Raw genomic sequence first — 13,996 nt, 5'->3', positions numbered from 1 at the left:
ATAGATAAAGATGTAGGTTATAAAATTCTTTCTTAATACCTAAATGGGATTATTCATGACTACCACAACTCCAGCTAATAAAATGGTCGGCTTAGAATTAAACAACGAATGGCTTGTTGAAAGAATTATACCAGTAGGAACAAAAACGGGCATCGGAACGGGGGGGAACTTTTCGGTGTCTTATGAAGTGAAAAATAAAAATACAGGAAAGATGGCATTTCTCAAAGCCTTTGATTTTGAAAAGACAATGCAGGAAGCTTTGTCTAAAGGCCACGATTTTATGAAGATAATGTCAGTGCTTACGTCTGATTATCAGTTTGAGGATAAACTAAATGAAATTTGCATTGAAAAAAGAATGCGAAATGTTATTAAAGTTCTTAACAAAGGACAATCGGTAATTGATGGTAGAATAGTACCATATTTAATTATGGAGCTGGCCGAATCCGGAGATATAAGGATGTATGTCGAAAGAACAAAGGATGTCAGCCTTGCAATGAAATTAGGATACCTGAAAGATGTTACAATGGGTATTAGACAATTACACTCTGCAAATATTTCACATCAAGATTTGAAACCTTCAAATGTAATGGTGTTCGATTCTTTAAATGCTAAAGTTGGTGATTTAGGCAGAGCAAGTTTACAAGGTGTACCACATCGTTTTGATAACTTTCCGATTACTGGAGATCAAAATTATGCGCCTCCTGAACAACTCTATGGGCTGATAGCCCCTGAATGGATAAATAGAAGGCAGCGTTGTGATATTTATCAGTTAGGTTCAATAGTTGCTTTTTTATTTACTGGCAGAACCGTTAATAGTTTGATGAGAGAGTTTGTTCCTACAGAAATAGCACCGCCACGTTGGGGGGGGAGTGGGAATCAATACGATCTCGCTTTACCTTATTTAGAGAAGGCTTTTTTTCAAAGCTTAGAGGTATTTGATGGGGTTCATCCAGATTGGTTAGGTTTAGGTTTGAAAAACATAGTGTTGCAGTGTAGTCATCCAAGTTATGAAAACAGAGGAATGCTTAAAGGAGGCGGGATAGCAAAGATAGAATTAGGTTTGGATCGACTTATAACTCAATTCGACCTTTTAATTCAAAAATTGAAGGTTTTTGGTCTCAGCAATAAAATATAAGGAAGCAAAATGAGCCTGTTTGATAAAGAAGAAAGACTATTGCTTCCTGAATGGACGAAGTCAATCGACTCCCTAAAGTCTCCTGAAATTAAACCTTTTAATGGTGGAGATTTTTCCTCATTGTCTGATAATACAGATGACTTATATGAAAATTTTGTTCTTAATAAAAATTTAGGCTCAGCAATAGAGTTGTTAAATGTTGCTTATATAGAAAACCGAGAAGCAGAATCGAGAGTTGCGGCAAGATTTATTGTGCAGGGATTTGATTTACCACCACAAATCCTACAATTTGCTAAATTCATTTTAAGAGGTGGTAAGCATGATAGTGAACCAACTGAAACTCAAAAACCAATCATCTCAATATTAAGAGGATGGTTGCATAATAATCCCAAAGATGCATTAGCATGGCTTGATTTAGCAAGGGCTTACGTATCAATTGGTAAGCTGGATTCAGCTGAGAAAGCTGTTACAGTCGGTACAAATCTATTACCTAATCATCGTTGGATCATTAGAGTTGCTTCAAGATTTTATGTTAATAATAATCAAAGTGATAAAGCCCATTATCTATTGTCTAAGCATCCAATGTTAAAAGAAGATCCATGGTTACTATCAGCCGAGATCGCGGTGGCGGAAAGTTATAATCGCCCTTTGAAAATGGTATCTCAAGCGAGAAAACTTATTGAGTCTGAAAGATTTTCTCCTTTGCATCTTACGGAATTGGAGAGTTCAATAGCGACAATAGAATTGTCTAATGGAGCATTAAAGAAAGCAAAAAAATTATATGTAAGTTCATTACGAAAACCTAATGACAATTCCTTGGCACAAGCAAAGTGGGCAGAAAGGAATGCGAATCTTTCGAATTTAGTTAATAGTGAACTTTTGTTTAGTCAACAAGGTGCATACGAAGCGAAAATGTGGGAGAAATACTATAATTATGATCTTTCTTCTGCTATAGATTTTGGAATTAAATGGTTTGAAGATGAGTCCTATTCTGTTCAACCTGCAATAATGGTTACCTATTTGTCGTCAGTTTTAGACAACTATGCATTATGCTATGAATATGCTGTCAAAGGTTTGGGAATAGACAAGCACGATGAAACGTTAATTTTAAACAAACTATTTTCTGAGATATGTCTCTTGGATAGAGTGGAGCAATGTATTAACTGGGAAAGGGTAAAAGAATGGGAGGGGGCTCTCAAAAGTCTTGCTGCTGTTGATAACGAGAATACGGCTGCCCATGCTAATGCTAACTTGGGCCTTTTGCATTATAAAACAAACAGATTTGAATTAGGTAAAGAGTATTATGCAATTGCCTGTGATCTTTTCTCAAAAAGTAAAAATGCGTCAGGCATTGTAGCAAATATGAATCACTATCGTGAGTGCGTTCTTGCTGATGTTTCATGGAAAGACGAAGTGTTCTATGAAATGGAACAGGCTTATAAAAACAGTCTAGCCAGAAAAGAACCTGCTTTAGTTTATTATTTCATAAAAATGAATATGTTAAAAGAGAATCCACTGAAATGGGATGAAATAAAATCGACGAGTTTAGATTTAAGCAATCTTATTGCGAAAGAAGAAAAAAAAGATAAGATTGTAACTTTCGATTTCGATCCTAAATCACCGAAGATAATAATATCCAAATAACAAATAAGCCTAATGAAATCATTAGGCTTCGTTTTTCATTATCTAATTGCGTAAGCGAAATAATAAATTATCCTTTATTAATAATATGCGGTGTTCAATTGTATCGAACTTCATACTACATTTTTATTGCATGAAATAAATCAGTATTTTTAATGCAAGCATTAGTGCATTATGGGGGGATGTGTGTGGGTAATAAATGTTTGAGAAAACTACTGCGTGATGTGAAAATTGTAAAATTAATTACACGAGGTTGGGTTGGTCACATAAAAAATGGTTGTTTTCCAAGTCTTTAATCTATTCTATTATAATTTTTAATAAAATTGACAAACTGCTTTTAATGGATTAATTAAATAATAGGTAGTGAATAAAGAGGAGTGGGCTGTGAGAGGGGGATTTAAAATAAAAAAATTAAACATAGCGAGCGTAATATGTTTGACAATATTGTATTCAAGTCATGCAGAGGCTGTTTATCCGGTCACAAACTATACTCTGGATCCTTATTTGATGGGGCGATCACCTCAATCTATGGGAAATGGAATAATCGAAACATTAGTTTCAATGAACGACAAACTGGCACAAGCAACCATAACAGCAAATGAGAATCAGAAGAATGCTGTTGTCAGTAATGCAAGTCAGGCAATCCAAGAACAGCGTATGAAAAATATCTTAAACAGAATACCTGATGCCAACGCCTGTGAAGAAGTCACAAGCGCAGGTGGTCGTGGTGCAGCAGGATCGAATACAAGCTCAGCGAAAGAGGCTTTATCTGAAAACAGCGTTAAGATGTTTACGCAAGCAAATACCGGAATAAATGAGGCCAAGAAAAACATCATGGGCAGAGTATCAATAAATGTTTGCTCTGAAGATGATGTGAAATATAACAGAGGTGGGTGCAATGCTATAGGTCAGTATCCTGATAAAGATAAATCGGCATCAAGCCTAATTACACCACCATTATCTACATCAGATGCATTGTCTAATAAGGTTTCGAATCAGTCTTATTCTGTGGAGCAGATTGAAGTTGCTGAAGCGGCAAAAAGAAATCTTATAGGTAACTTGCCTGTTGAACCATTGAAGAACAAAGGGTTAGAAGACACAAATGAAGGTCGAGAATATTTATCCGCCTTTTCGAGCTTTGTCTCCAGAAGCACTGCTGGAACAAACGCCATTGATTCCGTACTGGCAATGAAAAAAGCAAGTAATGTATCAGTGAACTCCAGAGGGGCCAAAATAGGATCCACATTAGGTTCTACGCAGGGAGCAAACCTTGCTTGGTCAGATGCTTCCGTAAAAAACAAGTATGCGACCTTATTTCCCGGCACAACATTCCCGGATAATCCTTCAGAGTGGGAAATGTTAAGATATGAGATCTATTCACGCTATGCAGATACAACAGGTGCTGACGCTTGGCAGGTAAAAATCAGTAGTGCTGATGAAAAAGAAACTGCGCATGAGCAGGCAAGAATGCAGGCACTTGATTTAAGATTACAAATGCTTCAAATCGAAAGAACAGAAGACACAAATATTTTGCTTGCGGCTCTGTTAGGACAACAACTGCAACCGGTTGATAAGCAAATGCTGAATAATTTAAAAACAAATGCAACAAGAGCGACTCAGGCAACAAAATAATATATAAACGTAATTGATTAATATTAGGTAGTTATATGAACTTGTCGAAGTTTCAACTCATTGACATAAGTTTATAAAGTGATATTTATAAAATATAACTATGTAAAGGATGGGTAAAATGAAAGAAGATGATAAATTAATTTTTATATGTACTAAGTTAGAAAAGTTGTACCAAGTCTATTTTCATATGAAAGTTGATGCGATTACAGACCTTGAAAATAGACTTAGAGAGAAAATAAGAACTGAAATACTTAAAACCTTAGCATCGCTTGAGGATCTTATAACTAAACAAGATTAGCTTCAGGAATAATCTTGGATGCTACTCGATAAATAGCCCTACCCTTATCTTTATAAGGAAGCTGCTTGTCTTCATCCTTGATTTTTTTCTGAATTTCATAATTGATTGTACTCTTCACATCGGCAGGAAGAGACATGTAAAAAATTTTCAAAATCTCAATAACGGCTTCTGCATCAGTAGTTGATGGTTCTTGTCCCAACATATGAATCTCCTAATTATAATAGAAAAATATTGAAAAGCCCGCAGGGGCTTTTCATATAATGCTATTTAATCTCAAACACTTCAAGAGTTTTACCTGCTTCAAGTGCAGCAGCGATAGCACGAGGAGTTCGGCCCTGACCTGTCCATGTTTTTTCAGAACCATCGGTATCGATGTATTTATACTTAGCTGGACGTGGGGCGCGCTTCGCTCCGGTCTTGGAAGAAAATGGGCTAACAGTTGAAAGTAATTCTGCCGGGTCTATGCCATCTTCCAACAGCTTCTGACGGAATGCTTCCAGCTTGGCCTGTTTCTCTTCCTGCTGTTTGAGAAATGAGGCTTCTTCTTCACGACGTTCTTCTACAACGATAGTGAGTTTTTCTAACATCTCTTCCAAAGTCTCAAGTGTTAGTTCACGAGCCTGAGCACGGAGAGTACGAACATTGTTGATGATCTTTAAAGCATCAGACATGCGATTTCCCTAATGTTTGTGGTAAAGAATATAAGCAATAACATCATAGTTTTAATCGTTCCTGTGCACAAAATCAATACATTATATGGTATAGACCTCAGATCCATCATGAGTTCAAATTTTTATTTGGGTTTGGGATTATTTTTAGCTGGGCGGGTTTCTTCAGATGATATATTATCAATGCGATTTTTAAACTTCCTTGAAAATCTATTTTTCTCAATGCATTTTTTCTCGGCCTCTTCCTGATTATTAATGTAGTGTTCGATTGTAATGCCGTTATCCAAGTCATAAATGACAGAAATCAAGATGTTGATATTTTCATCTCTACTGTCATGTGTAATGTCAAACTTAGATATTAGCTTTGATACAACAACGTAATTTGGATGCAAAATAGTTGTCATGATGGTATTCCATAAAATGGATGGTTGATGTATAGGCGTGTTTTTAGGAGACACAGCAGGTTAGTGTCTTATTAAAATAAATATAATGTTATGATCGAATAGTTAATTACTTATTATGGTTTGTTTTTTACCTCTCTATTAGGAAATGGAAACTCAAGATAATCGTCAGCAAGATTATTATCTTTTATGGCATTCCACCATCTTTCTCTATAATCCTGTTGATTACACAAAATTCTTTGTCTTTGCATTTCATCAAGGATGAATTCCTTTTTATCCGGCCATTCCTCCTGAAGTCTGCGAACCGTTCTGAAGAGAATGTTTTTATGTAAAGCTACACGAAAGAAATTTTGTTTATATTCTTCAAGACGTTGCTCATAATCAGCGACAACCTTCTTATGGCTATTGATTGTGTTATTCAACTGCATCTGTATTCTACTAACCCTGTCATTAGCCATAGATGCTTCAAACTGCGACTGTTGAGAATCCAGCCTTGCCTCATTTGCCTGTTGGTAAGAGTCTACAATTTCTCTATTACGTTGCGCCGCATTATAATCATAATTCCAAAACGGATTTTTTCCAGACATAAATATACCTCGATATCAATTATTCTATGTGTATATAATTAAACATTAACTTTATAAAAAGCAAATAATTCTATTAATTAATATCATTAGTCAGATATTTAATTTCCTTTTGTTTAATACTTCGTTTATGGGCCAAAGAAAATATGGTTATTAAATACTTCCACCCATTGCTCGCAAATATAATATGCATGAGATGGAACCCTGAACGTCCAGACTGGATTTAATACATCACCAGTCATAATACAGATCTCGGCATCATCGGATCTGCAATCAGGCAGCGTGTAGTTGATTTCCCTGATGTTGCTATATGGGTATATAAATGTGCTGTTCATATTTTTACGCAATGTCGAAGACATTACGTTTTTCTTTATATTATTTTTACGCAACTGCTTGGCAGTTACGTTTTTCTTTATATTATGGTTAAAGAGAAGAACCGAGCGCTTCAGTAAGTTTATGGTGAAACCCGCCTGTTCGTATTCGTAAGACAAAACAGCATCGCTGAACGAGTCAACAAAAGCGATTTTTTGATCTTTTTCGAAGATTTCCATAGAGCTTCGCTCGTTATTGTTTTCCATGCTCATTCCTCGCTGTTTTACTGCTTTATCTCAGCCCAGCATAGTCGCCAGTGCCAGCATACTCAAGCAAAATGATCTGTAAAATCGATCGATAAGCTTATATTGATAGATTCTAACGATTAAAAAGGATTTATCGATCGGTTTTTTAATTGCTTTAATCGATCGATATATTGTTTATGATAGTTTGTGACTATCATTTGTTTTGTATCGATCGATTTAAACGATGTGACGAACACCAAAAATAATTCAATTCTATCAATTGATTAGACGATAACCCCTGATCTGTCGGTGAGAGCGCCGGGATTGGGGTATACGAATCTGACTAAATCCTTGAGGAATAAATGAAAGGACATAACTTCTTACCACTGGCGGTCTCTCTGGTGTTTCTTTCTGGCTGCCAGCAGCTCAACGATGGCGTGAACAAAGTTAATGGAGCAATCAGTTCTTCGTTGTCTTCAGTAGGTAAAGCGCTGGGGGGAACTGCCACCACTCAAAGCCTTGGCCCGGTATCGTCTGTATCTGGCCTTGGCCCTGTCTGCAAAGACTATGAAGAAAACGCAATGGCAGCGGAGAAAAACTGGACTGGCAAAAGGATCTCTATCACCAATGCCACTGTTCTTGAAGTTACGAAGGGGAGAAGTGCCAGCGACATGATGACGGGAATGCCTAAGTCAGCCCCTAACTATTACCTCTTATATAAAACCTCTGATACCAGCTACTGCGGCGGGATGGTCTGGCTGGATTACTACTCTGGTATTGATGATGCCGTTCTTACTTACAAGAAAGGCCAGAAAGTCAGTGTCACTGGAACAGTCAACAACTTCGAAGTCCGTGGATTCGCTACCGTCAACAATGCCGATATGCCAGTTCGTCTGGTTGTTCTGAAAAACGGCACTATCAGTCACAAAAAGGGATAAGAACCATGCGTAAATTTTTAGCCATTGCGGGCCTTACCGTGTTGTTATCAGGCTGCGGTGAAAAAGGTGATTTTGAGAAAGCTATCAATGCGAAGATTTCACATTCAAAGCTGTGCTACTCCTTACAGGATAATGACATTGTGTTCAATAAGGGCTTCCCCATCCGGGTCAACCATGGCTACCGTTCAGCGGGGTATAGTGCCAGTGATGAAATATTGAAAGGTCTGACTAATCAGGGGCTGCTTGATGTTTCTCAACAAGCTAATGGTTTCAGTAGTGTCGATGTTCTGGAAGTAACAGACAAAGGCCAAGCGGTTGAGTTTTGGGATCGTAAAGATGGTGCCTGTGTTGGTCATCGTGCGGTTGCTGAGATAAAGGAATGGACTGAACCGGGAAACGGTAATCAGAAAATTGTTCGCGTGTCTTATACATGGAAGTTGGCGGATGTTCCTGCATGGGTGGACAAAAAAGCGTTCTCCAGCGTCAAGGGTATGAATGAACCTGAAGACGGCATGATTAATCTTGTTAAAACCAGCAATGGCTGGAAAGCGATCTAAGGGGCTATCATGGAAAACAATACCATCAAGTGTCCATTTTGCCTGAAAGAAAGCCAAAGGGGTGTCCATGTCTGCACCGGCTGCATGGCGACGGTTCTGTATGGAACCTTCCCCGGCTGGTATGCTTTCGTGGTTATATTATTGGCCTTCGGCCTGTCTATACTGATCGGAATGTCTACAGGTATGGCGGGAGCTACTATCAGCCTACCAATCATTGCTGCTGTTGGGTTTATAGCTGGTAAGGCGATATTCTCTGATAATGTTGTGTTTAGAAGAAGGATGTAATCAGACTTAATACAGGAAACCATACCATTGACTTATCTAGGTATGGTTTTTTTGTATGTAAAAAGTTGAAACTGATACAACAAACAATTACAGACAGACTGATCTGTGCCATAAGTGGACAATGCTAACATCTTGAAATGCTAATCTGTTAGCCTCACTTCATTTGAACATTCAGATACTTTGAATCAAACCAAATCTGAACAACAGATTAGAAAGCTCCCCTACAGGGATATTTAGCTGGCGAGAAATCACCGGTAAGGTTATACCATCATCAGCTAGGGCGTCGAGTAATGAGTCAATGATCATAGATCTTTCTCGCTCCATTACTTGATCCTCTCTCAATCTAAACCCACGTGCAGAAGCTTCTCTTACAAGATTATTATATTGCCAAGTAGTTAATGCTCCCGCTTGCCTCATACGGTAAATAAGAGCAAAGGTAGATACTTTCCAGTTATGACGAAGTTGAAGCACGGCATCTAAAGATGGATTGCGCATTTTTGCAGCTAGAATATTCTCTTTTGGCATTAAAAACGCTGAAGCAAATTCATTAGCCTCAATTTCAATATCCTTGCCTTGAGGTGTTCCATGTTTATGCAGAACCAAATGCCCCAGTTCATGAGCTGCATCAAATCTACTTCGTTCAGCAGTTTTTTGGTTGTTCAGAAATACATATGCCTTTCCTGCTTTCCAAAACGAATAAGCATCAACTTCCGCTGTATTTTCTGATAATGAAAATACTTTAATCCCATTCATTTCTAACAAATGAACCATGTTAAAAATGCTTTTACTGCCAAGTTTCCAGTAATCACGAAGTGCTCGTGCAGCTGATTCAGGTGTTTCGCCTCTTAAATCAATTAGGTTGAGTTCTGGTAATTTAAAATACTGTTCAAAATAGTCACTAACAATCAATCCGAGTTGACCTGCACCAATTGCTGCACCTTCCTGTGCAGATGTCATTTTCTTCAGAGAACGAAAAGATACTGTAGAAGGATCAATTGATTCAATATCTTCACCGAAGAAAAAATCGGCAGGATATTTTAAAACATCTACAAATGAAGCTATAGTTTGCTCAGATGGCTCATATAGGCAATAATCTTTCTCATAATCAACGATCATTCTCAAAGAAAGCCCTGCTTTTTTTGCTAAGGCTGTCATTGTTAATCCTCTTCTTGTCCTTGCAAGTTTAAGGCGCGAAGGGTTAAATTTTGCCATGTGATATCCGAACTACTCGTTTCTAATAACTGTGAACGCAGGGGTTTCGTTAAACTCTTCTTTAAGAGGGATAACTTTATTAACAAACGGAATCGCTTCGAAAATGTATCGTTCCTTCCATGAAGCTATTCGCGTTTTACCAGCAGAATTGCTCATTCCATCGGGAATGGATAATTCATAGCGCACTTCTTTATTACCATAATCGAAAAAGTAAAGGAGAACAAAGTTGATCATCGAATCAACAGGTTCTGATGCGACAATGGGAGAAATCCCTTTTTCAGGATTAAACAATTCAAAGTTTTCACCGACCAGAACTTCAGTAGCAGCCCCTTTAGGGTTTTTGCTCTTGGGATTCCCATCTAAAAGACCAGTGTACTTGTCGCCACTCATAACGAGAATATTTAACCCTTTATCCTTGTTATGAGTCAGGTTTAACCCGCTAACAAATGAAAAGCTCCATTCTTCACTATCAGTAAGCAATTCACGGCGCAAGCCACGAATAACCGCTCCCCAAGCACGAGACCCCGGATCTGTTTTAGCATCTAGATCAGTACTTTGTCTGATCTCCAGAAGACCATCTTCTATAGCTGCTTGAAGTGCATACTCGCTAATCCCATATTTAGAAACATTGGCAATTGCCTCATCACCAAAAACTACCTTACGCTGCATTTGATTGTTCATACGGTTCTCGCATCACTCGTCACTTCCTGATTTTATACCTAAAATTAGGGGGTAAATCAAGAAGTGAACTGATGATTTTTACAGTATCTATGTGTAAAGACTAAGAGCCTATCCTATTAGCCTATTTAATTGGTCATTTTGAAGCGAGGTGGTGCTCAAAATCCTTACGTACTACCTGTACGCTCCGGGATTGAAGCGTTGTTTGTGCTTAAACTGCCTGCAACAATTACGCCTAGCCTAATGGATAGGCTCTTAGTAGGAAACTGTATAAATAATTGACAAAAAGAGATTTTTGGCTTAAATTTATTTAAGAGTGATAGGAGGTTATTATGTTGAGTTTAAAGCCTAAAGAACATGAAATGCTTCTCAAGCGTGGTGAGCACATTGACGAATCGGACCTGATCAAAGCACCTGTTTGTGATGGCACAAGAGAAGAGCGTTTACAGTCTCTTCTAGAGTGGCAACGTCAGGTTGCAAAAACAGTTCTTGGTGAAGAGCAAGAGGCTACCCCTCACCTTTTTTATAAATAATCTATTATACGTTAATTTACTATGCCTGCTATCGTTTATTATCATCCTGATTTTATTAGTGGTAATTATAGAGGAGAGAAATTTTGTGATTTCTCACTCTTGACTAATGATCTTACTTCTAATTGCGAAGCTGGTCTTTTAACACTATTTGTTCTTGATGTAGAAGATGGAAAACTTCTTCGAGGGAAAAATAAGCCGTCTTGGACTGATACTAATGGTGATGAAATATCAATCCTTATAGGATATAAAGCAGGCGGTCATTGGCATTATCATATTGGACCATATGATCCTAACTCAACATCTACCCAAGCCAAGATCCGTGATTTAAATATATCTGGGGCAACATCTGCAGCAGTTATTCATTACAGATGGTATGACCCTACAACTAAGAAAAAGCTAATAATACTATCTTTTGGTCCGAAACACCGTAAATTTCCCAAAACCAGAGAGTTGCCTAATCATTTGACTTCTCGGGGTGGGCTTATCAGCTTTGGTAAACTAATCAAAGCTATAACTGATAAATGATATTATAGTTTCATTCTGTTATAGCTCTACGAATCTCTACTTCGTAATCCCGGTGGCCTGAACTTTGGATAGCTATCCTTTCCCATCTGCTCAAGTGGTACAGACGGGGTGAGATTCTCACATTGATTGTGTTCTGCCTGATCCTGCTTAAGACGGCTTGGGAAACGGGTGATCTCGTCAGTCGTTGGCTTGTAGTCATCTTGGTTAAACTTAGCTCGTTTCTCATATTCAGGGCGTAGAACATGACGGCCTAATACCTCATCAAAGACATAGTTTTCAGCAATACGTTTATCATGTTCTTCACTGATAAGATCATTTTGGGATTTGTTTGCTTTAGCCCATACAAACTTCTGCTTAAAAAAATCTATGACAAGAGTTGTGAAGCGTTTAAAAATATTATCCTGACGTGGAGTAGTCTTATGCTTTCTTGCACGGTCAGGGGCGCTTCTGGATGCCCTGTTTGGGTTTTGAGAGGTGGATGTTTTCAAAATAGTATTTGTTTCATAATCAGAAATACTGACCGATGGTTTCTTACCAGCAACAACCTTACTGACTTTGGATTTATCACGATAGGATTTAACGCCACGCATACGAGTATGAGGAGCTGGTGCTACCAGTAAAGGTCTTTGTTCGTCATTTGTAGAAGAGCTGGATCGCGTTTCAGGTAAAACAATTTCTTCTGGTTCAGCAAGATGTGTAATCGTGAAGCTTCTGACATCAACGACGATTTCAAGATCAAGTTCGCTGAATGTTTTGTAGACTTCAACAGCTTCTTGTTTAGCAGCGTCACGAACAGCCTGTTCTGCTGCTCTTTGCTCTTGTGCTGCTTTACTACGCCATTTGGCACTATGGATACGCTTCATTGGAGGACGGTTTGTTTCAGCGGCTTTAGCAAGCCATAGTGCTTGTTCTTCATTGTCCAGAGCAGCCGCCGCTTTTTCTAATGCCTCTTCGTGCTGGGCTTGAAGGGAACGATGATCAATACGTTCTGGCGAACCAGCAGCAGCGAGGTAGCTGTTCGCCATAGATGCCCATGATTCACGCCACAACACAGACATTTTTCTGTCATTCCAGCTTCTTTCTTTTTTACCAAACCCTTCCGAGCCAATGGTTTTTAACGTCAACATAACGTGAGCATGTGGGTTGTCGCTATCGAGATCATGGAAAGCGATATCAGCAATCATACCTTTATCAACGAAATTTTTCTGACAATACTCAAGGACAAGTTTTTTCTTTTCATCATTATTTAACTCGGTAGGAATGGAAACATCGAAATAACGGGCTGTTTGACCATTGTTCTGGCGCTCAACTTTTTCCACTTCATTCCACAATGCTGTAGAATCTTTTACGATGTGTTCTGGTGCGTTAGCTGGAGCTAATATGAAGTGCCCATATAAATCAGTACGGCGACTGTAATCATACGTATCACCTGTTCTTTCATCTGTTATACGTGTACGAGCATGATAGGCAGCCTTCGCAACGGAAGACCTGCCTTCTGAACGTTTCACAATTTTAAAATCAAGATGAAAAATAGCCATACAATAAAAACAACCTCAATATAAATTTAAATATCAAACCAAAATATAACTCTCCAATGCGACTATGCTGGTTTTAGTTTTTCGCAAGAAAAACTCTGGTGTTGACGTTGACCTTGTTTCCGAAGGAAACGGTGTTAGCCTGCGGCAGGCAACCGTCGGTAGACCCCACACACTGCGTAGCAGTGTATAGGTGGGCATTGCTTTATTTTTATATCTCCTAAAGGAGCTAAAAATAACGACAATGTAAAAAAGTTTTTCTATAGTTAAATAATAACTCTAGTTTTACGGGCTGTGAAATTTACAGGGCTAGAATCGGATGAACGGCTGAGGTATTACACGAATCTTAATGACTATGGTTTTAGAGAGCGCCCGTAAGGGCAAAAGAGTTAATTTCCCTCCCGCCGTAAGGCGGGAAAAGCTAAATGCACTAAAACAGACTTATAACGACAGTTTTTTTAAAAAAATGGATGGTGTAGGTTCGGACTTAAAATAAGAGTGAAAAAGCAAAGGGTGAAAAATAAACCATAAGGAAAGAGAGTCAAGTAACGTGGGGAATATTAGATGATTTAGGTTAATGATTTTGATTGTATATGTTGCATGATTACATATAGAGCTTGTTGCATTTTTGTGCAGAGTCTTGTAAACACCATTTTTGTTATCACCTTTTGTATCATAACCATTTGAGTTATTGCTGATTAAACAGTAAAAATCAAATAAAAATCCATTAGATCATATGTTAAATGTGTTTTTTGACGAAATATATTTAAGTTTGTCTGGTCTTTTTTATTTTTAATAAAGTTAGGTTGTTTTATTT

The 13,996-nt window shown here is 38.1% G+C and carries 17 protein-coding genes; 9 read left to right on the top strand and 8 right to left on the bottom strand.

Features of this window, described 5'->3' with window-relative positions; genetic code table 11:
• Positions 1-55 precede the first annotated feature (55 nt).
• The 4 genes from AAHF05_RS14200 to AAHF05_RS14185 all read left to right on the top strand — a co-directional run bounded on the left by AAHF05_RS14200 (position 56) and on the right by AAHF05_RS14185 (position 4,706).
• Complete coding sequence (locus AAHF05_RS14200; protein WP_048264298.1) at positions 56-1,135, top strand: protein kinase; 1,080 nt, start codon at positions 56-58, stop codon at positions 1,133-1,135.
• A gap of 9 nt (positions 1,136-1,144) precedes the next feature.
• Positions 1,145-2,779 (top strand): hypothetical protein, encoded by a 1,635-nt coding sequence (locus AAHF05_RS14195; protein ID WP_049121198.1) that lies wholly within the window; start codon positions 1,145-1,147, stop codon positions 2,777-2,779.
• A 381-nt stretch (positions 2,780-3,160) separates the two neighbouring features.
• The gene (locus AAHF05_RS14190) at positions 3,161-4,408 is read left to right on the top strand and encodes a hypothetical protein (protein WP_182290630.1); all 1,248 of its coding nucleotides are present in this window, start codon (positions 3,161-3,163) and stop codon (positions 4,406-4,408) included.
• 118 nt (positions 4,409-4,526) lie between these two features.
• Positions 4,527-4,706, top strand: coding sequence for a hypothetical protein (locus AAHF05_RS14185; protein ID WP_064839920.1), 180 nt, complete (start codon positions 4,527-4,529; stop codon positions 4,704-4,706).
• Here AAHF05_RS14185 and AAHF05_RS14180 read toward each other — a convergent pair.
• The 5 genes from AAHF05_RS14180 to AAHF05_RS14160 all read right to left on the bottom strand — a co-directional run bounded on the left by AAHF05_RS14180 (position 4,693) and on the right by AAHF05_RS14160 (position 6,937).
• Entirely contained in the window at positions 4,693-4,908 is a 216-nt protein-coding gene (locus tag AAHF05_RS14180) for a hypothetical protein (RefSeq protein ID WP_175154310.1), read from the bottom strand. The genes AAHF05_RS14185 and AAHF05_RS14180 overlap by 14 nt on opposite strands.
• Before the next feature lie 61 nt (positions 4,909-4,969).
• Complete coding sequence (locus AAHF05_RS14175) at positions 4,970-5,377, bottom strand: H-NS family nucleoid-associated regulatory protein (protein WP_182290628.1); 408 nt, start codon at positions 5,375-5,377, stop codon at positions 4,970-4,972.
• A 122-nt stretch (positions 5,378-5,499) separates the two neighbouring features.
• A complete protein-coding gene (locus tag AAHF05_RS14170) occupies positions 5,500-5,778 on the bottom strand; it encodes a hypothetical protein (RefSeq protein ID WP_223584468.1) in 279 nt (92 codons plus the stop codon).
• Positions 5,779-5,891: 113 nt separating this feature from the next.
• Positions 5,892-6,362: a hypothetical protein gene (locus tag AAHF05_RS14165; protein ID WP_048703575.1), complete on the bottom strand. Its 471-nt coding sequence runs from the start codon at positions 6,360-6,362 to the stop codon at positions 5,892-5,894.
• Positions 6,363-6,487: 125 nt separating this feature from the next.
• Positions 6,488-6,937, bottom strand: a complete 450-nt coding sequence (locus AAHF05_RS14160; RefSeq protein ID WP_182290626.1) for a hypothetical protein — start codon at positions 6,935-6,937, stop codon at positions 6,488-6,490.
• A gap of 341 nt (positions 6,938-7,278) precedes the next feature.
• Here AAHF05_RS14160 and AAHF05_RS14155 point away from each other — a divergent pair, with 341 nt between their 5' ends.
• The 3 genes from AAHF05_RS14155 to AAHF05_RS14145 are packed head-to-tail and all read left to right on the top strand — an operon-like array spanning position 7,279 to position 8,696.
• The gene (locus AAHF05_RS14155) at positions 7,279-7,854 is read left to right on the top strand and encodes a hypothetical protein (RefSeq protein WP_182290624.1); all 576 of its coding nucleotides are present in this window, start codon (positions 7,279-7,281) and stop codon (positions 7,852-7,854) included.
• 5 nt (positions 7,855-7,859) lie between these two features.
• Positions 7,860-8,411: a DNA-directed RNA polymerase subunit beta gene (locus AAHF05_RS14150; RefSeq protein WP_374936346.1), complete on the top strand. Its 552-nt coding sequence runs from the start codon at positions 7,860-7,862 to the stop codon at positions 8,409-8,411.
• Positions 8,412-8,420: 9 nt separating this feature from the next.
• Positions 8,421-8,696 carry a membrane protein gene (locus AAHF05_RS14145; RefSeq protein ID WP_048260929.1) on the top strand — a complete coding sequence of 92 codons (276 nt, stop codon included), beginning with the start codon at positions 8,421-8,423 and terminating at the stop codon, positions 8,694-8,696.
• A 171-nt stretch (positions 8,697-8,867) separates the two neighbouring features.
• On the opposite strand, the gene AAHF05_RS14140 is transcribed toward AAHF05_RS14145, so the two are convergent.
• Together AAHF05_RS14140 and AAHF05_RS14135 are read right to left on the bottom strand one after the other, a co-directional pair.
• Positions 8,868-9,908 (bottom strand): ImmA/IrrE family metallo-endopeptidase, encoded by a 1,041-nt coding sequence (locus AAHF05_RS14140; RefSeq protein WP_063930100.1) that lies wholly within the window; start codon positions 9,906-9,908, stop codon positions 8,868-8,870.
• A gap of 12 nt (positions 9,909-9,920) precedes the next feature.
• Positions 9,921-10,589, bottom strand: coding sequence for a hypothetical protein (locus tag AAHF05_RS14135; RefSeq protein WP_016240049.1), 669 nt, complete (start codon positions 10,587-10,589; stop codon positions 9,921-9,923).
• A gap of 329 nt (positions 10,590-10,918) precedes the next feature.
• Here AAHF05_RS14135 and AAHF05_RS14130 point away from each other — a divergent pair, with 329 nt between their 5' ends.
• Entirely contained in the window at positions 10,919-11,119 is a 201-nt protein-coding gene (locus AAHF05_RS14130) for a hypothetical protein (RefSeq protein WP_016240050.1), read from the top strand.
• 21 nt (positions 11,120-11,140) lie between these two features.
• On the top strand, positions 11,141-11,644 hold the full coding sequence (locus AAHF05_RS14125; protein WP_016240051.1) for a hypothetical protein: 504 nt from the start codon (positions 11,141-11,143) through the stop codon (positions 11,642-11,644).
• Positions 11,645-11,670: 26 nt separating this feature from the next.
• Here AAHF05_RS14125 and mobQ read toward each other — a convergent pair whose 3' ends face one another.
• On the bottom strand, positions 11,671-13,182 hold the full coding sequence (mobQ, locus tag AAHF05_RS14120) for a MobQ family relaxase (RefSeq protein ID WP_374936345.1): 1,512 nt from the start codon (positions 13,180-13,182) through the stop codon (positions 11,671-11,673).
• Positions 13,183-13,996 lie beyond the last annotated feature (814 nt).

This window comes from Enterobacter adelaidei, from assembly GCF_041937165.1.
In the GTDB taxonomy this organism is placed as follows: Bacteria; Pseudomonadota; Gammaproteobacteria; order Enterobacterales; family Enterobacteriaceae; genus Enterobacter; species Enterobacter adelaidei.
The sequence above is the reverse complement of the archived record's forward strand: the minus strand, read 5'-3'. Positions and strand labels throughout refer to the sequence as shown.